This window comes from Vibrio coralliilyticus ATCC BAA-450, from assembly GCF_000176135.1.
Taxonomy (GTDB): domain Bacteria; phylum Pseudomonadota; class Gammaproteobacteria; order Enterobacterales; family Vibrionaceae; genus Vibrio; species Vibrio coralliilyticus.
On the sequence record NZ_ACZN01000017.1, the window covers coordinates 258,827 to 283,677 of the forward strand.

At 44.6% G+C, this 24,851-nt stretch carries 20 protein-coding genes; 10 read left to right on the plus strand and 10 right to left on the minus strand.

Annotated elements, in window-relative coordinates; translation table 11 throughout:
- Positions 1-49 precede the first annotated feature (49 nt).
- The gene (locus tag VIC_RS16410) at positions 50-1,966 is read left to right on the plus strand and encodes a TonB-dependent receptor domain-containing protein (protein WP_006961167.1); all 1,917 of its coding nucleotides are present in this window, start codon (positions 50-52) and stop codon (positions 1,964-1,966) included.
- A 13-nt stretch (positions 1,967-1,979) separates the two neighbouring features.
- Positions 1,980-2,879, plus strand: a complete 900-nt coding sequence (locus tag VIC_RS16415) for a siderophore ABC transporter substrate-binding protein (RefSeq protein WP_006961168.1) — start codon at positions 1,980-1,982, stop codon at positions 2,877-2,879.
- 58 nt (positions 2,880-2,937) lie between these two features.
- On the opposite strand, the gene amt is transcribed toward VIC_RS16415, so the two are convergent.
- The gene (gene amt, locus VIC_RS16420) at positions 2,938-4,845 is read right to left on the minus strand and encodes an ammonium transporter (RefSeq protein ID WP_006961169.1); all 1,908 of its coding nucleotides are present in this window, start codon (positions 4,843-4,845) and stop codon (positions 2,938-2,940) included.
- Positions 4,846-5,006: 161 nt separating this feature from the next.
- Between amt and VIC_RS16425 the strand changes: the two genes are divergently transcribed.
- The 3 genes from VIC_RS16425 to VIC_RS16435 all read left to right on the plus strand — a co-directional run bounded on the left by VIC_RS16425 (position 5,007) and on the right by VIC_RS16435 (position 9,500).
- Entirely contained in the window at positions 5,007-7,364 is a 2,358-nt protein-coding gene (locus VIC_RS16425; RefSeq protein ID WP_006961170.1) for a fatty acid cis/trans isomerase, read from the plus strand.
- A gap of 39 nt (positions 7,365-7,403) precedes the next feature.
- Positions 7,404-7,592, plus strand: a complete 189-nt coding sequence (locus tag VIC_RS16430) for a hypothetical protein (protein ID WP_006961171.1) — start codon at positions 7,404-7,406, stop codon at positions 7,590-7,592.
- A 159-nt stretch (positions 7,593-7,751) separates the two neighbouring features.
- Complete coding sequence (locus VIC_RS16435; protein WP_006961172.1) at positions 7,752-9,500, plus strand: formate--tetrahydrofolate ligase; 1,749 nt, start codon at positions 7,752-7,754, stop codon at positions 9,498-9,500.
- 52 nt (positions 9,501-9,552) lie between these two features.
- On the opposite strand, the gene vctC is transcribed toward VIC_RS16435, so the two are convergent.
- The 5 genes from vctC to VIC_RS16460 form a co-directional block, all read right to left on the minus strand.
- Positions 9,553-10,308, minus strand: a complete 756-nt coding sequence (gene vctC / locus VIC_RS16440; RefSeq protein WP_006961173.1) for an iron chelate ABC transporter ATP-binding protein VctC — start codon at positions 10,306-10,308, stop codon at positions 9,553-9,555.
- A gap of 7 nt (positions 10,309-10,315) precedes the next feature.
- On the minus strand, positions 10,316-11,266 hold the full coding sequence (gene vctG, locus VIC_RS16445) for an iron chelate uptake ABC transporter permease subunit VctG (protein ID WP_039952118.1): 951 nt from the start codon (positions 11,264-11,266) through the stop codon (positions 10,316-10,318).
- Entirely contained in the window at positions 11,256-12,194 is a 939-nt protein-coding gene (gene vctD, locus VIC_RS16450; RefSeq protein ID WP_006961175.1) for an iron chelate uptake ABC transporter permease subunit VctD, read from the minus strand. Before vctD ends, vctG begins: the two co-directional genes overlap by 11 nt.
- 70 nt (positions 12,195-12,264) lie before the next feature.
- A complete protein-coding gene (locus VIC_RS16455) occupies positions 12,265-13,176 on the minus strand; it encodes a siderophore ABC transporter substrate-binding protein (RefSeq protein ID WP_006961176.1) in 912 nt (303 codons plus the stop codon).
- A gap of 170 nt (positions 13,177-13,346) precedes the next feature.
- Complete coding sequence (locus VIC_RS16460; RefSeq protein ID WP_039952234.1) at positions 13,347-13,763, minus strand: RNA-binding S4 domain-containing protein; 417 nt, start codon at positions 13,761-13,763, stop codon at positions 13,347-13,349.
- Between the two features lie 78 nt (positions 13,764-13,841).
- On the opposite strand from VIC_RS16460, the gene VIC_RS16465 reads away from it, so the two are divergent.
- Positions 13,842-14,663, plus strand: coding sequence for a substrate-binding periplasmic protein (locus VIC_RS16465; protein WP_006961178.1), 822 nt, complete (start codon positions 13,842-13,844; stop codon positions 14,661-14,663).
- 147 nt (positions 14,664-14,810) lie between these two features.
- A complete protein-coding gene (locus VIC_RS16470; RefSeq protein ID WP_039952120.1) occupies positions 14,811-15,425 on the plus strand; it encodes a response regulator transcription factor in 615 nt (204 codons plus the stop codon).
- Here VIC_RS16470 and VIC_RS27070 read toward each other — a convergent pair.
- The 3 genes from VIC_RS27070 to VIC_RS16480 are packed head-to-tail and all read right to left on the minus strand — an operon-like array spanning position 15,403 to position 17,946.
- Positions 15,403-15,954 carry a LysR substrate-binding domain-containing protein gene (locus tag VIC_RS27070; RefSeq protein WP_330217470.1) on the minus strand — a complete coding sequence of 184 codons (552 nt, stop codon included), beginning with the start codon at positions 15,952-15,954 and terminating at the stop codon, positions 15,403-15,405. The two genes, VIC_RS16470 and VIC_RS27070, sit on opposite strands and share 23 nt — an antisense overlap.
- Before the next feature lie 3 nt (positions 15,955-15,957).
- Positions 15,958-16,293, minus strand: a complete 336-nt coding sequence (locus tag VIC_RS27075) for a helix-turn-helix domain-containing protein (RefSeq protein ID WP_006961181.1) — start codon at positions 16,291-16,293, stop codon at positions 15,958-15,960.
- Positions 16,294-16,302: 9 nt separating this feature from the next.
- Entirely contained in the window at positions 16,303-17,946 is a 1,644-nt protein-coding gene (locus VIC_RS16480) for a response regulator (protein WP_006961182.1), read from the minus strand.
- A 501-nt stretch (positions 17,947-18,447) separates the two neighbouring features.
- Here VIC_RS16480 and VIC_RS16485 point away from each other — a divergent pair.
- The 3 genes from VIC_RS16485 (at position 18,448) to VIC_RS16495 (ending at position 23,215) form a co-directional block, all read left to right on the plus strand.
- Positions 18,448-20,223 (plus strand): EAL domain-containing protein, encoded by a 1,776-nt coding sequence (locus VIC_RS16485; protein ID WP_006961183.1) that lies wholly within the window; start codon positions 18,448-18,450, stop codon positions 20,221-20,223.
- Between the two features lie 118 nt (positions 20,224-20,341).
- Positions 20,342-21,658 (plus strand): GGDEF domain-containing protein, encoded by a 1,317-nt coding sequence (locus VIC_RS16490; RefSeq protein ID WP_039952122.1) that lies wholly within the window; start codon positions 20,342-20,344, stop codon positions 21,656-21,658.
- A 264-nt stretch (positions 21,659-21,922) separates the two neighbouring features.
- Positions 21,923-23,215 carry an insulinase family protein gene (locus VIC_RS16495; protein ID WP_006961186.1) on the plus strand — a complete coding sequence of 431 codons (1,293 nt, stop codon included), beginning with the start codon at positions 21,923-21,925 and terminating at the stop codon, positions 23,213-23,215.
- A 42-nt stretch (positions 23,216-23,257) separates the two neighbouring features.
- On the opposite strand, the gene VIC_RS16500 is transcribed toward VIC_RS16495, so the two are convergent.
- Complete coding sequence (locus VIC_RS16500) at positions 23,258-24,850, minus strand: ABC transporter ATP-binding protein (protein WP_006961187.1); 1,593 nt, start codon at positions 24,848-24,850, stop codon at positions 23,258-23,260.
- Position 24,851: the final 1 nt, after the last annotated feature.

Below are 24,851 nucleotides of genomic sequence, written 5' to 3' on the forward strand. Positions count from 1 at the left end.
CAAAATCCACTCGATAATAATTCTCATTAACAGTGGAGGTTACGGTCAAATGCATACCGTATTCAAGTTAAGCCCAATTGCCCTCGCCCTTGCTTCAGGGTTGGTTTTCGCTAATCAAGAAACCGCAGAAATCGTTGAAGTCATTGGTAACCCACTTCAAGGGATTGATACCATCATCACCGCTGAAGACTTATCCAAACAGCAGGCTCAAGATCTCAATGATGTATTTCGTAAAGATGCGGAAGTCTCCGTTGGCGGCTCGGCAGGCATCACTCAAAAGATCTATGTCCGTGGATTAGAAGATACTATGATGAACATTTCTATCGACGGAGCTGAGCAGTCAGGCAACCTTTTCCACCATCAAGGCAGACTTTCAGTTGAACCGGAGCTTCTTAAGCAAGTTGATGTTTCAGCGGGTGCGGGTCGAGCCACTAACGGTCCGGGCGCTTTAGGCGGTGCGATCCAGTTTAAAACCAAAGATGCGCATGACCTTTTGCAACATGAAGACCAGTTTGGTGCGCAGGTGAAAGCGGGTTACTACACCAACAACGACGGCTACAAGGTTTCAACCAGCTTGTATGGTGAAGTCACCGAGCGGCTAGGGTTGCTGGCTTCATTTGGCTACGTTGAAGGAGACAACATTGAAGATGGTCGCGGTACCGAGCAAGAGTACACAGCAATCGAACAGCAAGTTGCGCTTCTTAAACTTTCAGGCCAACTTAACGAGCAGCACTATCTGTCTCTGAGCTACGACTATCGTAACGATGATGATACTCGACTGAATCGACCTCACTTTCAACCAAGTGTAAAGAATGTTCCACTGGAGCAGGAAGCGGATCGCCATACCTTTACGGCCAATCACAATTTCCGATACAGCGACCTGCTCAACTTAGATACCACCCTTTACAGCACTGCTAATCGTATTGCTCAGAAAGATCACCCGCAATGGAACACCAGCGATGGTACTATCAACACCATAGGCGGGAAAGTGTTCAACACTGCTCGCCTAGCTCAGCATACTCTGATTACGGGTGCAGATTACAAACGGGACAAATCTGAGTTCGAAACTAACTATTCAGGCCAGCAAAACCACGAAGAGAAAGGCACAGTATACGGGCTATTCGTGCAGGATGACTGGAACATTAATGATGCGATTTTACTTTCTGCTGGTGCCCGTTACGACTGGTATGAACTAACCGACAATATTAATCAGGAATTCGACTCCAGCGGCTTCAGCCCCAACATTTCCTTAACTTACCAATTGCTTGATGGTCTTGAACTGTTTGCGGGCTATGCTGAAGCGTTTCGCGGCCAGCAGATCAAAGAACTGTTTGTCATCGACTATCGCAACAATGCCGCGGATCGTGCTCCAGAACGTGCAAAAAACAAGGAAATCGGTGCCAGCTATCGCAAAAACAATCTCATTGCGGGCTTCACCTTCTTCGATAGCAAAATCGAAGATGTTGTTACAACCAGCAATAACGTCTACACCAATGTCGGAGAGCTAACGACAACAGGTTTTAGCGCCTACGTTGGCTATACATTGGAGCAAGTATCAGCCCGATTGAGCTACAACCAGTCTAATCCTGAGCTTAATGGCGTACCACTCAGTGATGGTGACTCTACACTAGGAACGTCAATTGGCGACACTTGGGTCTTAGATGTTAACTATGCAGCCAATGACGAGCTTGAGTTTGGCTGGAATGCGCGCTTTGTGGAACGTTTGACGGACGTAGCGGATTCAAGCGCATACCCAGAAAAGCCGGGGTATGGTGTCCATGATGTCTATGCTCAATGGTTGCCACTAGCTGAGCAAGACCTGACGCTCACGCTTTCTGTGAAAAACGTGTTCGATAAATACTATTTTGACCATGGTTCATACATGGCTTACATCGGCAGTAGCGTCGCTCAAGGCTACGCTAGCGCGGGTCGCGATATTCGAATGAACGTTAGCTACGCATTTTAACTAAGGAAAGACAATGCTGATTAAATCATGGGTTGCGCTCTGCCTTATGTTAGCAGCGAGCTTGGTTCATGCCAGGATGATAACAGTGACGCATCCGCTGGGTGAGACCACGCTAGAATCCAAACCTGCGCGAGTTATTGTTCTTGGGATGGATACGCTAGACGTACTCGACAATTTAGGCATTGAGCCCGTGGCCGTCGTAAAATCACCGATGCCACACTATCTGAGCAAATATCAGGATGATAGCTATGTTTCGGCAGGTTCACTCTTCGAGCCTGATTTTGAAACGATATTTGCTCTCAAACCTGACTTAATCATAGCCAGTAATCGCAGCTCTGAGTCCTATCCTGAACTGAGCAAAATTGCCCCTACTATCGTTTTTATGGCAGATGCCCGACGTTATTGGCAAACCACTCAGGCGGCTTGGAGAATGATGGGGAAAGTTTTTGAACGTGAGGAGGACATTGAACGCAAGATCAATCAGGCTCAGGCACGAATCGATCAGATAAGGCAACAGACGAAAATCACTAAGCCAAAAGCCCTAGTGGTGATGACAAACGGCGGCAAGCTCACGACGTTTGGACAAGATTCTCGCTACGGAGCCATATTTACTCTGTTCGGCTTCGAACCTGCTGATTCAAATAATGCGAATAAGGTTCATGGCGACCTAATCAGTTATGAGTATATTGCCCAGTCAGACCCTGAGCACTTGCTGATACTGGACAGAGACCAAGCCATCGGAAGGGATTCTGGTGAAGCGTTTAAGAAACTCGATAATCCTTTAATGTCGCAAACTCAGGCGGCGAAAAACAACCGGATTCATTTTTTGAACCCTCATGCTTGGTATATTTCTGCCAGTGGCATTCAAGCAACTCAAATGATGATTGATGATATGAGTCAAGCGGTTAAGTAGCTTTGCTTCTTTCATTAGAAATGATAAGAGGTGCAGTAATGCGCCTCTTCTTTGCCCCTTACCAGTCTGAATGATCAGAAAAGAACACCACTTGATTCCTACCCAGCTCTTTGGCTTTGAACAATGCCGCATCTGCTTCATCAAACAACACCGTATGTGGCAAGTTTATTCGCATATCCCACACAGCTCCTCCAATGCTAACCGTGACAAAATCACATTCCGAATGAACATGGGGGATCTCAAGCATCTCGACTTCTTTTCGTAATAACTCCGCGATTCGTCTAGCGTCATGCAGATTAGTATCGCGTAATATAAACGCAAACTCCTCTCCACCTATTCTTGCCAATATATCGTGCTGGCGCCGCGTCACACTGCTCAGTGCCTGACACACATTTTGCAGGCAATAATCACCCAGTTGATGACCATAGTGGTCATTGTATTGCTTGAAGTAATCGAGATCCAAAATAAGCAAAGCAAAGTCTTTATTCTCTTCATGACTTTTCTTGACTGTATTCTCTATCGCCTGTTCATACACCCTGCGGTTAGGAACTCCTGTAAGAGGATCCAAGCTCGCCATCTTCAATAATTCCCTTTCCTTTTCCCTAAAATGACGATTAGTGCTGTCCAGCAGATAATTGTATGTCATTGAAAGATTGGAATAATCAGAACCGTGATCAACCTTTAGATGGGATTCCATATCATGCGCTTTGACTATCCGGTCGAACTGGTCCATCAAGTCAACTAACTCATCTTTCATACCATGTTCGCCGAAATTAAGGCCGATGGTCTCCGTTTGTGCTGAAACTCTTAGCGGATGGAAATGATTAACAATCTTCAACAAAGGGTATCCGAGGCCAACGACCCAAGCTGCGGTTGCAACAACTCCACTCATTTGAATATAGAGTTGCTCTAGACGACTACCAGAAGCCAAAAAATCCGTTGGGGCTAACAAAGCAACAGCCAATGTTCCCCATATTCCCCCGCCAAGATGAACTGGAACCGCAGATACGACATCATCAAGCTTTGATTTTTCTAGCACCGACACCAAAACTACGCTGATACAACCACTAGTGGCACCAATAATCACAGCGCCACTTAAATCGACGACGTTAGCACTGGCTGAAATAGCCACCAGACCAGCAAGTAATCCATTCAGAAGGTAGCGGATCCCACGCATAGAGTGGATGTTCCACGACAACATTAATGCACTAAAGCCGCCAGCACAGGCCGACATGGCAGTATTAGAAAAGATTTTCGCCAAGTCGGCAGTAGGATCAATAATGCTACCGCCATTGAAGCCAAACCATCCAATGAACAACAGAAACGTCCCTAGCGCCGAAAGCGGTAAGTTTTGGCTGTACATTTCTCGCGTTTTTCCATCATCCGAAAATCTGCCTAGCCGCGGTCCAACAATCATAATGGCAATCAAGGCAACCCAGCCACCAACGGAATGCACGACCGTTGCCCCAGCGAAATCTATGAAACCCATCTTGGCTAGCCAGCCTGTATCACCAACGGACAAATGTGTTCCGTTCCATACCCAGTGGCCAATGATCGGAAAAAGCAGTGTTGCGGTAATAAATGAGCAGATTAGATAGCCTGAGAAGCGCATACGTTCTGCAACTGCGCCTGACATTATTGTTGCGGCGGTTCCGCAAAACATCATCTGAAAAAGAAAGAAAGCTAACACTATAGGCGGATGCTGGTGGCCAATAGCAAACAGGTCTAAGCCAATTAACCCTTTCCAACTGTCACCATACATAAACGCAAAGCCGATCAACCAAAAGCAGACACCACTAACACAAAAATCAGCCACGTTTTTGAGCGCGACATTAATATTATTCTTATTCCTGACCAACCCACTTTCAAAACAAGTAAAGCCCGGCTGCATCAGCAGAACTAGCGCAGTACAGAGTAAAATCCACGTAATAGCGATGGTGTCGTTATCCGTAACTATAATATCCAAAGTCGCCACTTTTTATGCAATCGGTTTATCTGGAGCATAGTTAAGTAGCCGTGTTTTCTCCACTTTTCATCAATTTCTCATATTTTGAATAGTGTTTTATTTGCCAATTCATTATCCTTCTGCTGCAATTATCAAACCTCGGCAATACAGTTATTATCCAAATGAATTTACGTACCTTTTTCACTCTATTTTTGGTCACAACCTTTGCTGGCTGTGCAACCTTTGCTGGCCTTAATTATGACCAGCTATTTGGTGAAGCTCAGGTAAGAGACAGGCAGGTATCTCTCACCACAGAGCACAGCGACTTCTTTCTTAGCGAAGTAAAACCCATTATTGATAATCGCTGCGTCGTCTGCCATGCCTGCTACGACGCCCCTTGCCAATTGAAAATGTCTTCCGTTGCTGGGATTGACCGAGGAGCGAGTAAGGAACTGGTTTACCAAGGCACACGCTTAACCGCAGCTACCCCTAGCCGATTATTTGAAGATGCTCAGACCACGGAACAATGGCGCTCAATGGGCTTTCATCCGGTGCTGAATGAGCGTGACCAAACGCGCACAGCGAACATCGAAGCTGGCCTTGTCGCAAAAATGTTGATCCAAAAAAAGGCACACCCTTTACCGAATCAGACTCAACTTGAGGGGTTCGATTTCTCTATTGATCGCTCGCAGGTGTGTCCAACCATTGAAGAATACGACAGCTACGCCCAAGATTACCCCACTTGGGGCATGCCTTATGGAATGCCAAATCTCTCATCTAACGAATATTCGACTCTAATGAGTTGGCTACAGAACGGCGCCATAATGAATGCGCCGATCCCACTAACACTTGAACAACAAGCGCTGGTAGAGGAATACGAGCAGTTTCTCAATAACGGCTCTCGCAAAGCGCAGCTCACCGCTCGCTACATCTACGAGCACTTATTCTTGTCGCACCTGTATTTCTCGGAGCTAAACGAAACCACGCCACGATTTTTCACCTTAGTTCGTTCTGAAACACCACCGGGTCAACCCGTTAAACGCATTGCGACTCGCAGGCCCTACGATGACCCAAACGTAGACCGTGTTTATTATCGCTTTGTTCCTGAGCAAGCAACTATCGTGGACAAAACCCACATGCCGTTCGCTCTGAACTCGCAGCGTATAAACAACTGGAAAGCGTGGTTCATCGACACCACTTATGACGTCGCCCAGTTACCAGGATACGAGCCTGAAGTCGCCGCCAATCCAATGACGGCGTTCATTGAGTTACCAGTCAAATCTCGCTTCAACTTCATGTTGGACAACGCACAAAACACCATCAACGCCTTTATCAAAGGCCCTGTATGCCGTGGGCAGTTAGCGTTAAATGTTATCAATGATCGCTTTTGGGTTTTCTTTCTCGACCCCGATAAATCGGACATACCAGAAGTTAACGAGTTTTATCACTCACAAGCTGACAACTTAAAACTCCCAGGCGAGTTGGAGAGCAACACCTTACCTGTCGCAAACTGGGTATCTTACTCCCGCCAGCAAGCACGATACCTGACAGCAAAGTCCGATTTCATCAACAGCTGGTTCAAAGATGGAAAGCATTTAACTACGGATGTCATCTGGACGGGCAATGGCACCAATTCAAATGCAGCTTTGACCGTATTTCGCCATTTTGACAGCGCTTCTGTTGTCCAAGGTTTAGTAGGTAAACCACCGAAGACTGCTTGGGTTCTCGATTATGCTCTGATTGAACGAATCCACTACTTACTCGTCGCTGGGTTTGATGTCTACGGAAACTTTGGCCACCAACTGATGACTAGAATGTTTATGGACTTTTTGAGACTCGAAGGTGAGAGTAATTTTGTCGCACTTCTTCCAAGAGATATTCGACATGTTGAACAATCCAGTTGGTACCAAAATCAAAGTACACAGCTGAGTGATTTCTTACAGCGCAACGTTAAGCCGTTCGATCAACCGACTCAGGTACCCTATCAGACCGATAACCCCAAGCAAGAGCTGTATGACATCTTGAAAACCCAACTTAGCCCCGTTCTGAACAACCGTTACGCGATAGAACAGACCGGGTTTAGCACCTCCAACGAGGCTCGCTTGAGAACATTGGACGACATTAAAGGAAAAGGGCTTTTATTCATCCCTCAGATAGTCATGCTATTGATAGAGTCCGAGTCAGGCCAAGAGCAGCTGTTCACCCTACTGCACAACAATGCCCACACGAATATATCAAGCCTGTTCGATGAAGAAGGAAATCGCGACTACGAAAACGACGATTTAACGTTAGTTAGAGGGGTGATCGGAAGTTACCCAGCAACGTATCTGTCATTACATGAAAATGAGATTTCTCAACTCATCGACATGCTAAAAAATATCCGTTCAGAAGAGGATTACGTTAAGTTATTGGATCGATTCGCAATCCGCAGAAGCTCAGATAGATTCTGGCCTTTCAGTGACAAAGTACACGCTTGGTACAAGGAAAATCAGCCTGTCGAATTCGGTCTGCTTGACTATAATCGTTTTGAGAATAGGTAGAACTGTTCAACCGAGCGTTTATTAACGCGGGAGGTGGGCATGAGTATTAGAGATAGTATTCGCGCTATCGAGCAACAAATCTACGTTGCTTGCTCAGAGGGTGATTACGACACTGTCCAAATGCTTGAGCATCAGCTCGAAAGCCTGCGCGGTAAGACCGAGCACCCTTTCGATGATGATCCCTATGCACCAGAGGGCAAAATAATCCCCGAAGACGATTGGTATTAACGATGAACGCCCCGCTTTGCGGGGCTTTCTTTTGCGTTCCAACCACAGTAACGCGTATAATCCTTTCCACTCTTTAGCAGCCAACACCTATTGTTTGCATGCACTTCTAGCGCCTAAAGGCGTTTACCTCTCTTCAAACTCTTATCAATGGAGGGTTTTATGCTGTCGGACATTGAAATCTGCCGTTCTCAAACTTTGCACCCTATTGACCGTATCGCCGAAAACGCGGGGTTACTCCCAACGGAATACCAGAGTCAGGGAAAACACAAAGCCAAAGTATCCCTTAATGCATTAAATAGGCTCGGAAACAATAACACCGGAAAACTGGTCCTCGTTACCGCAATCACTCCAACGCCTCTGGGTGAAGGCAAAACCGTGACAACAATTGGATTGGCGCAAGGCTTAGCCAAAATCAATCAATCGGTTATGGCCTGTATTCGTCAACCTTCCATGGGGCCCGTTTTCGGTGTTAAAGGCGGAGCTGCTGGAGGTGGGTATTCTCAAGTTGCGCCAATGGAAGAACTCAATTTGCATCTGACTGGTGATATTCACGCCGTGACCGCAGCACATAACCTTGCTGCTGCCGCTATCGACGCGAGAATCTATCACGAGCAGCGAAACGGCTACCAAGACTTTGAACAACGTTCCGATTTAAAAGCGCTACGCATCGACCCAGAACGCGTAGTCTGGAAACGTGTGATGGACCACAATGATCGTGCCCTGCGTATGGTCGCCATCGGACGAAATGAAGACGGGAAACAGATCAACGGTATTGAGCGAGAAGATGGCTTTGATATTTCCGCGGCGTCTGAGCTTATGGCAGTGCTGGCCTTATCAAGTGATTTAAAAGATTTGCGTCAACGGATTGGACGCATTGTGCTGGCTTACAATATTGAAGGCCAACCTGTCACAACAGAAGACCTCGAAGTCGCCGGGGCCATGGCCGTGAGCATGAAAGATGCTATTGAGCCAACATTGATGCAAACACTTGAGGGTGTTCCTACTCTTGTTCACGCTGGGCCTTTTGCAAACATTGCACACGGAAACTCTTCCATCATTGCCGATAACATCGCAACTAAACTGTGTGACTACACGGTGACAGAAGGTGGGTTCGGTTCAGATATGGGGTTTGAAAAAGCCTGTAATATTAAAGCGCAAGTGTCAGGCAAAGCGCCTGACTGCGCAGTAGTTGTGGCAACCTTACGTGGTTTAAAAGCCAACTCGGGGCTTTACAACTTTAAACCGGGTCAAGCTCTGCCTGAATCATTGTTTAAGCAAGATGATTCCGCCCTAGCTGCTGGGTTCGAAAACCTTAGATGGCACATTAACAATGTGAATAAATACGGTATCCCTGCTGTGGTTGCCATCAACCGATTCCCACAAGATAGTGAACAAGAGCTCCAGCAACTGGCTGAGATGATCCGAAATCTACCCAACAACGTTGAAGTTGCCATCAGCGAAGGTTTCGCACAAGGTGGTGAAGGTGCCGTTGAACTCGCACAAAAAGTAGTCAAGCAATGTCAGCAAGGTTCTCGGTTTAGTCCTCTCTATCGCTTTGAACAGACAATAGAAGAGAAGATGATGGCAGTAGCTGAATCGGGTTATGGTGCAGCGAGTATCACTTTGAGTGAGAAAGCTAAGCAGCAGTTAGCAGAATTCAAACAGCAGGGTTTCGACCATCTTGCCGTCTGTCTGGCAAAAACGCCTCTTTCAATCTCCACAGACAGTTCTGTCAAAGGTGCGCCTACGCATTTTGATGTTCCTGTCCGAGAACTGAAGCTTTGTGCTGGGGCAGGGTTCATCTACGCCCTTTGCGGCAATGTCATGACAATGCCTGGCTTGCCAGAAAAGCCAGCGTTTATGAACCTCGATTTGGATGATAATGGAAACATCATTGGTCTGAGTTAACACAATTCATTGCGCGCTATCGCCTAGTTTACATGCGATAGCGCCAAATCACTTAATAATATGTACACATCCGCTTGCCATTCACTTCAATAATGTTGAATGGCGTTTCGTAAATACTCTCTAGTATGTCTGATTGAATCACTTCACTCACTGGACCCTGAGCGACTACCCTACCTTTTTTGAGCGCAATAATTCGGTCTGAATAACAGGCCGCAAAGTTGATATCGTGAATTACCACGACCACGGCTTTATTCATTTCATGCGCCAACCGACCCACGTTACGCATAATTTGCAATGAATGTTTGATATCCAGATTATTCAAAGGCTCGTCTAAGAACACGTAATCCGTATCTTGCGCCATCACCATTGCAATGAATGCCAGCTGGCGTTGACCTCCACTCAACTCGTCGAGGTACTTGTTCTGGATATCGGATAAATCCAGATAGGATATGGACTTATCGATTACTTGCTGGTCTTCATCGGTCAATTTGCCTTGTGAGTATGGAAAACGCCCAAAAGACACCATTTCCCTTACCGTAAAACGCATAGTGATGTTGTTCGCTTGGCGAAGCACTGCCAATCTCTTTGCCAACTCTTTTGTGTCCCATTCAGACAAAGAGCGGCAATCAATGAACACTTGCCCGCCGTCTTTATCAATCAATCGGCTAGCCATGGATAGCAAAGTACTCTTACCTGCGCCGTTGGGGCCAATGATAGAGGTTACTTTGCCCTTTTCGAATTCCGCACTCGCGTCATCAACCACTTTGGATTGACCAAACAACTTGGTTAGATTCTGTAATGTAATCATAAAGCCTCTAGACGACTCGGTTACGCAGTAACATAGTCAAAAAATAAATTCCGCCAACAAAGTTGATGACAACACTTAGCGTGGTAGAAAATCCAAACACCTTTTCTACCAGCCACTGACCACTTAGTAAGGCCGCCACTGAAAGCAGTGATACTCCGACCAGCAATACACGGTGCTGGTAACTCTTAAAAAACTCACGAGTTAAGTTGGTCACCAAAAGCCCGAAAAACATAATTGGCCCAATCAGTGCCGTTGAAATGGCAATAAGAGCCGCTGACAGCACCAACACCCAAAGCGTGACGCGTTTTACGTCAACCCCTAAGCTGGTGGCGTTGTCTTTGTCCAACCAAAACACATCCAGCAAACGATTCAGGCGATACAGCAACGCGCTGATCAATAGCAATAGTGGCGTACATAAGTAAACAAGCTCGACGCTGACATTATTGAAGCTGGCAAACATATTCGCTTGGACAGAAGCAAAATCACTCGGGTCCATCAACATAATGAAAAACGAGGAGATACTGCCAAACAACTGACCAAGTATTACGCCCAGCAGCAATAACACCATCAAGTTTTGTCGCTCGCCTCTGAAGTAAAAGCTGAATAGCAGCAGTGAGAACGCCAGCATAACGACAACAGAGACACTGAAGTTAAAGTAGGCGTTCATCGCGATACTGCTCAACCCGCCAAACATCACAACCACCAGCACTTGAGTAAACATGTACAGAGAATCAAAGCCCATGATACTCGGTGTCAGAATGCGGTTGTGAGTAATGGTCTGAAAAGCCAGTGACGACTGACCTATCGCGATGCCTGCCACGATCATGGCAAGCACTTTGGGAACTCGCCGTGAAAGGAAGTACTGGTAATTATCAGCATTTAAGCCAATGCCAATAAACAGAAAACCAAACAACAACACGATGACGGCCAGTCCAATGATCTTCACCCTATCCTGCATTTTTCTGCCCCTTTAAGATGAAGAAAATAAATACGCTACCACCTAAAATGCTGATAATGGTCGAGATTGGAATCTCGTATGGGAAGATGATCAATCGACTTGCCAAATCACAGCAAAGGACAATCAGGGCACCCAGTATCGCGGTAAGTGGAATATTGCGGCGAAGATTATCTCCATAGAACCAACTGACCAGATTAGGGACAATCAGCCCAAGGAACGGCAACATCCCTACGATCATCACAACGGAAGCAGACATCACAGAGACTAACAGCACACCAATGATCAGCACTTGCTGGTAGTTCAGCCCCAAGTTGACGGCAAAATCCTTACCTAAACCGACAGCGGAAATTCTCGCTGCATACAAGTAACTGAAGATGGCAAAGGGAATGGCGATATAAAGCAGCTCATAATCGCCCTGCAACAAATTCGCAAAATTAGCGACTGTCCAACTAGACAGGTTTTGTAGCGCATCGTACTTATACGCAACAAACGTCGCGAGCGAATCGACAACGTTGCCGAAAATAATCCCAATCAGTGGCACAAATACTGCGTTCTTAAACTGAATACGATTGATGAACTGCACAAACAGCAACGTCCCTAGCATGGACACCGAGAATATAAGCCACAGCTGCTGACCATTACCAAATAATACTAAGCTCAGTACGTAACCGAGCATGGCACACTCAATCGTTCCTGACGTGGAAGGTGAAGCAAATCGATTTTGACTGATCTGCTGCATAATCAAACCAGCGATACTCAGCCCAGCCCCCGCCAGCAGTACCGCCACCAAACGTGGAATTCGACTAGCAAACAGCAAATGCCAACTGGCTGTATCTCCGGCGATCAGAGAAGCAACATTTAGTTTTCCAACGCCTACAAAAATCGACGCTGCACTCAGTACCAACAGAACAAATAACAACTTTTTCAATGTAAAACCCTTACAACGCAAAAAACCTCAAGCCAATTCAGCTTGAGGTTGCGTAATCATGTTCAGACTATCAGTTTAAACTAGACGCCGTCTTCACATCTTCAATCATCTGTTCCGTTGCACGCATCCCTGAAATCGACAGGTACCAAGCATTAATGTCTAGATAAGCCATTTTTTTGTTCTGGTAAGCTTGGGTCGCTTTGACCAGATCATTTTCGAAATCACGTTTTACAGTGCTGCCTTTGCCTTTATTGATCAAGATGTCTTTATCTATCACAAGTAATGCAGATGGGTTTGTTTCACGAATGAATTCATAGGAAACCAAGTCGCCGTGACGGCTTTCTTTGATTCCTTCCACTGACTCCTTAAAACCAAAATCTTTGTAGATAGCGGAGAATCGAGACTGAGCGCCGAACGTGGTAATGTTTCCGCCCGCACTCATCACAGTCAGTGCATCCAGTTCGTTTTGCTGATTCGATTCCTGAATCGCTTTAAACTCACTGTCTAGTTGTTCAATCTTACTCTCTACGAAATCTTGTTTTTCAAATACTTGAGCGAGATTGCGCCATTGCTCCTTGGTGCTTTCCCAATAGCCTTTATTCGCGTCTGAAGCATAGACAATGGTCGGCGCAATTTCGGACAGCTCTTTGTATTTCGCCGCTGCACGGGTGCCAATGATGATCAGATCTGGCTTTTGCATGTAGATGGTTTCAAAGTCAGGTTCGTGAAGGCTTCCAGCGGAGACAAAATCGTAGCTACGGTATTCCGATAAGTAGTCCGGGAACATACTGACTGTAGAAACGGCGACAGGTTTGACATCAAAAGCTTTAACAGTATCTAACGCGCCCAAGCCAATAACGACAACTCGTTCTGGGTTTGTTTCTAACTTGGTCACACCTTGCGCGTGCTCAATCTCTACCATCTCAGCATTGACGTTAAATGCCAATAAACCTGCGGTTAACGCGGCTGCAGACAATCTCATTATTCGGACTCCATATTTACAAATGAAATCCATTATCATTTACATGTATAGAGATGTCATCAATGCTTTACGTTTTTTACATTTGTTATAGAAAGGAAAAAGTAATTGATTTCTGATACTTAAAATAATGAAGCGCACCCTAGATGCAGGTGCGCGGTGAGGTTTTACTGTTATAGAAAGTCTATGTTAGAGCGGCCAATCTCGTTTTTCTTGCTTTCCTTTTTCTTCTGCCCAGCGTCTTTCTTTGCCTTGTTTTGTTTCTTTGGTTTGTTTTTCTTTTCTGGCTTTGATTCAGGCTTCATGACTGAGGGTTCTTCAGGCTCAGTGACTGGCGCATCGCAAATCACGACGTAATATTCCTGATTGAATTCAAAAAAATCGCCATCGTACATCTTACGACGCTTACGCGTCTCCAGCTCACCATTAACAGCAACGTAGCCTTCCGCAATTAGGTGTTTCGCTTCGCCACCACCACCGACTAGGTTGGCAATTTTGAATACCTTGTAAAGCTCAATTGGTTGTGTTGAAACTTCTATTCCGATTGCTTCAATTTCAATCTCTTGCTCGTTTTCGTAGTCGTCTGTCATGTTTTGCTTCAATTGCATGTGTAAAAAAACTGAGTCTAATCCCTATCCTTTAATAAATAAACTAAAGTTAATCATAGAATGGGCACTTTAAAGGTACTGATTTTGCTCAAATGGACACTAATCCTGCTTCTTATCTCGTCGCAGGCAATGGCATACCATCCTCCAGTCAAAGTACTGGTATATGGTGACGACTCTTACCCTCCCTACAGTTATGGTGAAGAAGGTGTTGCAAAAGGAATCTACAGCGACATTCTTCGTCGAGTTTTTGAAGAAATGCCTGGCTATGAAGTTAAACTTGTCCCTATCCCATGGAAGCGTGGTTTAAAAATGCTCAAAGTCGGTCAGGGACTAGCTTTATATCCACCGTATTATTATCCAGATAAGCGCCTGTATATTTCCCCTTATTCAAAACCTATATTAGATGAAGAGGTTGTTGTCTTCTGCCACCCTGATAGCGTCAAAAATCGCTCACTGCAACGATGGCCAGAGGACTACCTAGGCTTAACCGTTGGTGTCAATGAGGCCTTTGCTCTTGGAGGCACTCAGTTCTGGGATGCCGTAAAAGTCGGCAAAATCACGTTATTGGAGGCCAAAGGCAACCGTCCTAATCTAATTAACCTTCATGACAAGAAAATAGATTGTTACATGAACGACCGGTTATCTATTCTTTGGGAAATGAAAAGAATGGCCAAAGAAGGGCTGTTGCCTGAAGATTGGAAGCTAACCCTTGGTGCGGTAGTAAGCGCCGAAAAAGGCTACTTAGGATTCACCAACCGTGAGCCAGATAAATATCCCTTCAAAGAGGATTTCGTTAAGAACTTTAATGATACGCTGATGAAACTTCAGCAACGAGGCGAAATCGACAACATAATCAAAGCTTACTTCGATAACGGTATGTAACCCGCCAACGTACTCAACATGTGACTTTCCATTTTGGAAAGTCCGGTTTTCCACTCTTTTCTTCAATTTTGACTTACATTGTTCCTATTCGAAACAGTGATAAGTGCATCCCAATAATGATGCGACGTTACCAAGAAGTTTATCATCATGCCATCCTATAAAATTCTCGTTCTCGACAACCAACCTTTAATGCGAGATTCCATTGAACGTCTCGTCGTCAACGTCATCAGTAACGCTCAAGTCTTTCAGTCGGACTCCACAACTTCCGCTCTGACAATACTTCGCGATAACGAGATTAATTTGATCATCCTAGAAATAAACTTGGAGGTTTCAGACGGATTCGAGTTTATCAGACGCGTGAAAGCTCATGGCTATAGCGGCAAGGTTTTATTTTTCTCTGGAAGTAAACACACTATGTTTTCGCAAGCCGCTTTTAAATTAGGAGCAGATGGGTATTTGTCCAAACTAGAGTCATCAAAGATCATCAAAGAAGCCATACTGGCGATAATCCAAGACGGCTCGGCGTTCAGATACAATGCTCAGAGTAAACCAATAGTCTGCCTTTCAAGCCGTGAAACAACTGTGCTCAACTATTTACTTCAAGGCTATAGCAACAAGAGAATTTCAGAATTACTGTCTCTTAGCGCAAAAACGATCAGTACGTACAAATCACGCATATTGAGCAAATATGAAGTTGATACCATGTTTGATCTAATACAGATGAAAGAGCATCAACTTCTCAGTCAAAAAGGTAGTATTTGAGCTTTCTGATGAGTAGCTCGTGAAGCGGGTTACCTTGGTTAGAAAGTTTATGGTAGGCGACTATGGCAGGTGGCTGAGTCATTTGAAGCTCATCAGGTAATACACACATCGTATAGCCTGGGCGATTGAGGTGCTTAATTGCAGGCAATAAGGTCGCGCAATTGAGCTCTTTCATGAGTTCGAATAAGCATAGGACGTTGTCTACTGTGGCGATCTTGTTGACATAAACTCCACTCTCTTCGAGCGCCATTTTGATCACCGTCTTCTTCTCCTGCCACCCTTTCATCTGCATAAACACGAAAGGTAGAGCTAATTTGTCTTCTAACGAAAGAGAAGCATGCTTTTCGGTTGTGACAATCCCTCCCCTGTATCGGCCTAATTGATGTTGATATATCGCCTTGCTCATCTCCGGATTGAAATACTGAACACCAATATCTAACTGATTATCCATAATTTGTTCAACGGACGTATCAGACCAGCTGGTCAGCGTGATTTTAGCGTTAGGAAAGGTTTTAATCAGATCGACCAGAAGTTATTTGCCAACCAGATATTGCGCCAAATTTGGGATAGCCACGGAGATTTCTTTATCGTAGGTTAGCGGGTCAAATGTGTCACCGACAATGGCATCTTCAATAACTCTTAGCCCAGCTGTCACTTTTGGAAGCAAAGCAACCGTGTACTCTGTTGGTTCAAATTCATGAACACCACGCACAAACAATGGGTCATCTAACTGTTCTCGCAGCTTAGCTAGATGCTTGCTGACTGCGCTCTCCGTTTTGCCCAATTCTTTGGCAACTGGTTTAAGGTGGCGGTGCTTATGGATCAGTACAAGAACTTTCAATAAGTTAAGATCAAGTGGAGGTCTCATTCATCCACCCTATACCGCTGCTAATGCACGATTGAAGTTGAGTTTGACCAAGTTTAGTTTTTTCTGCGCTTCTATTCGTTCGGTTTTTCTGAGACTGGATGTACAAGTAATCGCCGCCTCACAATCGAATATAACCTTTCTAATTTCAGCTGGATTGATGGCGCGGGGAATTTCACGATTCAGAAGCGATAGCATTTTATTCGCCACCAACACGCACTGCTTACGGGATTTGAATATTTCCAAGCCAAGCGCGACAGCTTTTTCCACCGATTGAAGCGAGTACTCATCCACTTGCGCTAGCAATCTGACTAACGCAGATTTTCGTCTCATTCCATGCTCTATCTGATGTTCTAATTGCATCTGCATAGAACACGCCGACAATGATACTTTGCTGTAGTCAGTATGGGAGCGAGCAAAACCAGCGACTTGATCGAACCAGTGATAGTTGTCCGTTACAAAAAGAAGGTACAAAAGGTAGTGCAATTGGGGCAATTGCAACTGCTGATAGTTTTTCAGCAAATTGGCCAATTTGATACGCGCAACTTTATAATTTTCGTCGTGCAGTTCGATATGAACATCCACAAGCGTCAGTGCCAATATTTCACTTTCTGCTAAATCGGATTTCATCAGATTGTGTAGCTCTTTATGCGCTACCATGGAAATCGACTTGCCTTGAGCAGACGCCGCAACTAGTTTTAGTCGCATCAAGTGAATAGCGTTCGCGACGGTATTGCGGTGAGTATTGGCAATTTGATGGCGATAAATAGCCAACCCACTTAAAGCGCCATCATAATTCTCTTCTATCTCACAGAGTCGAATATAGGCAAGTAAACGAGGTGCACTACCTTTCGAAAATTTAATAGCGTCAGTCAATGCGTTCTTAGCGCTCGTGCTATTCCTTTGCACTAGGCTGGTTAATGCTAACATGTCAGAGACACTTGACGGGACTCTACCCGACTCCTCAATCCAGTGCTCTAACAATGAATGAGCTTGCTTCACCTCACCCATTTCGAGTAAAGCCGATGCCTTACCCACAATAGCCCAATGGCTTTTACGCAGAGTCGTACATGAATCGTAATGCTCAATCGCTTGAGTATGAAATTGCCGTTCTAAATACGTGACTCCCTGAAGACGCTGTATATGAGCGGTATATTCCGGGTATGCCTTTAGTGCCGCTTTAAATGATTCCGCGATATCTTGATAGCTTGCACTCTTTGGTTGTTTTAGCAGCGCGGACAGAGTTTGCTTGCGTCTGTACACGCGTAAAACCCGCTTTTTGAACTCATACAACGAATACGGCTTAAGAACGTACTCATCTGGTTCTGCTTCCAATATTGAACGTACAACTTCACCAGTCGTTTCACTGGTTAACATAATAACAGCGCATTGTGGGCGAATAAGGCCGTAATGACGGCACTCTTCTAAGATCTGCTTTCCATTCAGTTCCTTACCAAACCTATAATCACAAATGAACAGATCAATCGAAATTTCTCGCAGATTTTTGTATACCGAACGAATATCTTTGGCCGTAAATATTAGACGATCACTGAAGCCAGACTCTCTTAGTAAAATTTTTAGGTTAGCAACCACCAAAGGAGAATCGTCTGCGATCAGCACACCCGCCTGACTGACATTTTGAATTTGGCCGAGCATTATTCCAACTGCGCTATTTTGGATAAATTGGTCGCTAGAGTATAGAAAGAGAAAGCGGATGAAAACGCCTGATATATCAGAGTTTTGTCAAAATTAACCGCTATTAAAACATTGATAAATATATAAGAAAGTGACATTTAACACTCAAATAGGTTGTGCGGTACTCTGCACAAGGAATATGCCACCTATTGAGCATAATTAAGACGAGCTACCAGCCCCCTAAACAATTCAAAAATTAAATAACTCAGTGGATTTTTATTCACTTCATTAAAGAGGAAGATCTCATTTCTCTCATCTAGTGAGAGTAAAAAGGATATTTCAGTTCAAAATATGAACACACGTCAATAAAAGCTCACATTTACTGTCTCATACTTGGCTCACTGCTGGAGCTTAATAAATATTTCATGTTACAAATATAGGTTACACGGAAGATATTTATAAATTCAAAAAATAAAGCTCATGGAAGGCTTACCGCGTGTTGGATTAGGTACGTCGAATCAAATGTCACAGATAATCAAGAATATACCGCCGCAATCGAACGCTTCGTCGGTCTCGAAATGTCGCTATGCAGGTGAAGAATCACAGGGAAATAGCTCCATCGCACTAAGTGGCGCGGAGCTAGATGAGCTTATGGATAACCATTTTAAGCACATGTTTGATGTGTTTAACGATGGTATTTTCTATATGACAGACGATGATCGCATCTTCTTTTATAACCCTACGTTTTACGAGAACTACGATATTGCCTCTGGCCAATGTCATTTGGATGCATGGCTATCTTTGGTCCACCCTCTGGATAAAGCGATGCTCAAAGGTGAAGTAGATGCACACATTCAGAAAGACGAACAAAAGATCTCTACTCAGTACCGAGTAAGAAACAAGACCGGCCAATATGTCTGGATTGAAGGGACTGCAGTGACGAAAACTATCAATGGTACCCGCTTTATGATTGGGTGCCATCGCGATATATCCGATCGCAAGTTGATGGAAACCTATGTCCAGCAAGCCGCATTTAGAGATAACGCTTCTGGCTTATCGAATGGCCAGAAACTGATTATCGATATCGATGCTTTAGTCGACCAACTCCCCGGCCAGCATTCTCTGATCTACATTCAGATTGGCGATATTCGCTCCTACCTAAGCGCATACGGACCCCATATCTTACGTGACGTGATGTCACACCTTATCACAGCGTTAAACTCCTTTACCGATGACTTTATTGATATATACCGTGTGCGCTCTGATGACTTTGCTATTCTCGTCAGAGGCCATTATACAGCCGAAGAGTTAATGACGCTTGGCGAGCGTATATCTCAAACTTATCAAGAATCGGTTCAGGCAAATGGCTACATGTATGGAACAGATATCAGTATTGGTATATTCCCTAGTTTCGATATTGGTCTTGCCGCTGAAGAAGTAATTAAAGTCGCAGCACGCACCTGTCAGTTCGCTGGTGAAAAACGGCACAATAGAGTCGGCGTTTACAGCAAAGAAACCAAAAGCAAAGTTGATCGGCATTTTTACATCGAACGCGAATTAGCTAACGCGATCCACAACGAGACCTTGACCGTTAAGTTTCAGCCAATCATCTGTGCCAAGAAAAATCGAGTCGCTAGTTTCGAAGCTCTGGTACGCTGGCGCAGTGAAGAAATCGGCGAGATCTATCCTGACGAATTCATTGAGGTGGCCGAGAAAAAGGGATTGATCGTTGAACTCGGCTATTTAGTGTTCTCAAAGGCTTGTCAGTTCATAAAACGATACCTAGAGACTCATGGCACGAATATCAGGGTAAACGTTAATGTTTCCGTACTTCAGTTGTTAAACCACCAGTTTCCAGACCGACTAAAACGGTTAGCTGACCATCTGGGCATTGATACTAAAAACATTGTATTGGAATTAACCGAAACCATTATTCTCGATGGTAACAAAAGTGCCATTTCCCAGTTAAGTCGACTAAGCGACTACGGTTTTCTACTTTCATTGGATGATTTTGGTTCTGGTTATAGTTCATTAAACAGCTTTTTTGATTTGCCTCTTAACCAAATTAAGGTGGACAAATCGATGGCGTGGCGATGTTTGGACAACCCTGCAACCTTGGAATACCTTTCTTTCATCACTCGCCTTTGCCAAGCTCACAATGTGGATGTTGTTGTAGAAGGTATTGAAAGTGCTGAAATGCAAAAGCGTTTCACAGACATGGGGGCCTCCTTCCTTCAAGGCTACTGGTTCTCTAAACCGCTCTCTATAGCCAGCGCCAGCCAGTACACTCTCGTTTGATTCAGCTCGCTTAGTGGTGTGTTGTCACAAAAGTTTCATCCGTCTTAATAGACTTTTGTGACAATGCTCCATAACATTTGAGTCCTTGATGAATATATAAACAAGATAAACATAGGAAATGTTTTTACATTACAGCAGGCCTCTCAGCTCGTCTGCCAACATAGAACTGCGTTGTCTGGCACTCATGCTTTTCGCTGTTTTCATTGTAAACACGCCTCTAAGCTTCATCAAAGACGCTAAGAAGAAAGACATTTCGTTCCAGCTAAAAGCGATTGACGAAACCCTGAATTTGCGTAAACAGCAAATCAGCAGCTATGCCGCTCTCAGCAAAACCCAGATTGCCCATCAGTACTTCACACACCCCGATTTGTTTTATGATCTCACTCAGCATTTACTGGAGAATCAGAACTTAATTACCAGTATTGAGATAGTCAGCAGAACCCCTTCTCGTCACTATCGATACAAGCATCTGATTGATTCTTATAACTCTTTTTACGCTAGTAGCCTTAACCAAGAAGCGCACCAAATACTCTATCAACCTGACTTAGGTTTATTTACTGAGATTGCACCTGTGTATCAAGGGCTCCAACATCTTGGTTACCTTGTTCTAGATGTTGATATGAGCGAATTTAATAACACGAGCCGTGATAACATTCTACTACTGGATGACGATGGCTTTATTTACTCAAGCTCACACCCAGCAATCAACAGTTATCAGTATTTACCCGATGCTTACTCAAAAGTCTGGAATGATTTAAATCGCAGTCAGCGCTCGGAAGGTATACTCGAACAAGGCGAAAATTATTTTGTTTATAGAGATATTGGCTTTTTTAGTGGTAAACCTTATTTCCTTCTAAAAGTGGTTCCTAAAGACGAGTTTATTCCAAAATATCTGTATCTTATCTTGGCACTTTTGTGCATCAGTGTTGGAGCGTCCTACTATCTTTATAAACTCAGGCAAGAGCGCCGTGAGTTAAATAAGATCACCTACACAGACCAACTTTCTGGTTTACATAACCGCCATTATTTGCAGAAAGTAGAGCAACAGAGCTTAGCCAGTAAAGGCTACTTTATCGGAATATTCGACATTGACCATTTCAAAGCTGTGAATGACAAATACGGTCACGATGTCGGCGACCAAGTCATCAAACGTGTTGCAGCTATCATTAAATCTCGCATTCGCGTTGCTGATTACGCGTTTCGTATAGGTGGAGAGGAATTTGTCGTCCTAATCAATACAACTTCAGTTCAAGATGCCAAGCAGGTGATGAATAGAATTCGTATCGATGTATCACAATTCACTCAGGCTCCGAACGTAACAATATCGGGCGGTATACATCCGGTCGTCGGTACTATACCTCAATCCTTAAAGAAGGCTGATGCTCTTCTGTACAAAGCCAAAGAGAGCGGACGCAACGTTATCTATTGCCAGTAGTCCGACTGCTGGGCTGTTTCAATAACGAGACAAAAACTACTCAAAATCCAATACAGTTTGACTAATAGCGTGAATTTGTACAAAATCCCGCCACATTTTATAAATGAATATGTTCTACTCTGGTTGTAACAAACCAGCAATGCGAAGAAAGGCCATCCTTTCTCAATCACGGATACGATTTTCGCTCAATACCGCCTCTAAATAGCTATATGCAGGTCGATTGATGAACAGGGAAACACTTAAGGTCTTCTTCAGGAGTTTGCTGTGTCTATCTATAACCGCGCTTTAACAATAACGTTGACAGCTCTTTTTACTGCTATCGCTGCGTTACCTGTAACCGCAAAACCAACCTCTCCTCTTTGGTTCGAACATACCGATATTACGATGCCTCGTAATATTCAGACATCGGTTCTTGAAAATGGTATCCGCTTGGTTTTAGTTGCTACGCCTAACAAACAACAAGCATTAGAGTTACGCCTTCGAGTTGGAGCAGGTGTTGCTCAGGAGCCTTCGTACCTTCCAGTCTCTCGTGTTCTCGCGAATCAAATAATTGGTGATTCAAAGTGGTCAGCAACGACGGATTACCAGCAAACTGTCTACAGCCTGAGCACAATAAACGACAGCCAACACTCATTAGAAGGTGCTTTGGACTTCATCGAGACAAGCTTCTCACAGCAGAGTTTTGTGCAAAAAGCTTGGAAACAGTCAGCAAATTTGACCGATTACCCAACTGTCGTCAGTCAGAACCAACTTGACTCTCTTGAGCTTGGGAAAAGTACTTCACCAGTAACCGAAACATCAGCCAGTCGAGTGCAGTTGGAAGATCTAGAACACTACTTTTCTCAGTACTATGTACCAACAAACATGACTTTGGTTATCGCAGGGGATTTCAAAGCTCGTACGCTGCAAAACAAGGTGCAAAAGGCATTCTCTCAATGGCATAACCCAACACCTCTGACAAAAACTCAGCAGCCTGCTCTAAGAATGGGTAACAACGGAATTTCAGGTACTCAAGGAAAGCATAGTGTTTCACTCAGTGCACTAGCTCATGTGTCGGACGACGTCGATAGCAAACTGATGCGAAAAGACCTATTGCTCGCCACTATTGCCAATCAGATCCTAGAGCACCGAATTGAATCTGCGCTGGCTGATGTCCATTCTTCGGCGACCGTTTCCGTTAAGAATGAAATCTTGTTTAACCAGAAACTGTTATCTCAAGTACTGGTTTCAAAGATTCCTGATGGTGAGCAGCAAGCCACAAAACAGATCGTTGAGCAAGAAATCAAAACAGCATTAGCGGTAGGCTTTACACATTCTGAATATGAGGCGGCAGTCAGTGAGATTCGCTTGAATAAACAAGCAGAATTAGTTGCATTTAGACAAGCTGGACCAGCCGCTATGGCGGATCGCATGGTCGACGCGATTGATAATGGTTCGGTCTACACCACACCATCCTTTGAGCTAGAACTTATCGACTTTCACGTGGCACATTTAAGTGAAATCGACATTAGCAAAGAGTTTGAAAAGATCTGGGCTCACAAACTAAAAAGCATATAAAAATCAAAGGCTGCTGTTTGCAGCCTTTGTCTTTGTCAGCGTCTAAAAACTCGAAAGCTCAACCAACTCTTTGGTATACGACTGTTCTGGTTGCTCAAATAACAACGCTGTCTCGCCCTGCTCAACAATCTCGCCTTGCTTCATGACAATAGTGTAGTGACATAACGACTTAACGACATTCAAGTCATGGCTGATAAACAGATATGTAAGCTGATACTTTTCTTGTAGCGATTTCAGCAAGTCCAAGACCTGAGCCTGAACCGTTCTATCTAATGACGATGTTGGCTCATCAAGTAGAATAAACTCAGGCTTAAGGATTAACGCTCTAGCTATCGCAATACGTTGACGCTGCCCACCGGAGAATTCATTTGGATAACGATGACGAGTTTCAGGGTCGAGGTCCACTTCCTTCATAACCTCACAGATCATCTTATCTACAGTTGAATCGTCATATTCATGATGAACACGCAGCCCCTCCCCAATCACCTGTGCGACAGACATCCTCGGGTTAAGTGCAGAAAATGGGTCTTGAAACACCACCTGCATCTTACTTCGATACGGCAGCATGCGTTTTCGATCCAAACCTTGCAGTTCCTGCTGTTGGTAAAAGATTGAACCCTCGGAATGCACAAGACGTAATATGGCCATCCCCGTCGTTGATTTACCCGAACCGCTTTCGCCGACCAGCCCTATCGAATGCCCTCGCTTTAGGTCAAATTTCATATCCGTAACGGCTTTAATATGAGAAACGACACGCTTAAACAGCCCCCCAGTAATCGGGAACCAGATTCTAAGGTTATCGACCGACAAGAGGTTACTAGAATCAACCGGAGTTTCGACAGGCAAGCCTCTAGGATCAGAGTTAATGAGTTTCTGCGTGTATGGGTGCTTAGGCTCCGAGAAAAGAGATCGACAATCCGCTTCTTCGACTAACTCTCCATTCTGCATCACTGCGACTCGGTCAGCGATACGGCGTACAATACTAAGGTCATGGGTAATAAACAGCATTGCCATACCCAATTCTTGTTGAAGGTCCTTCAAGAGATCCAAAATTTGCGCCTGTACAGACACATCCAATGCTGTTGTTGGCTCATCAGCAATCAGAAGCTCAGGCTCATTAATCAAAGCCATGGCTATCATCACTCGCTGCCTTTCACCGCCCGACAACTCATGAGGGTACGAATTAATCTTCACATCCGGGTTACGGATCCCAACTTTACCTAGCCATTCAATCGCTAGGGTCTCCGCTTTTTTCTGTCGCACACCACGATGAATGGACAGCGTTTCAACCAACTGCTTTCCAACTTTGTGCAAAGGGTTAAGAGAAACCATCGGCTCTTGAAAGATCATTCCGATCCGGCCACCGCGAATACCCCGTAGTTGCCTCTCCGAGCAGCTCAGCATGTCGATGCCATCAAAATTGATGCTACCCTCCAAATAATGGGACGAGCCCTTAGGAAGCAACTTCAACACGGAATTAGCGGTGACAGACTTGCCCGAGCCGCTTTCTCCAACCAGTGCAAGCGTTTCGCCTTTGTTGATAGACAGCGAAACTTGATGAGTCACTTGTTCGACATCTTTTCCGCGGCCAAACCCTACTGATAAACCGTCAATTGTTAATACTGGTTTGGTCATA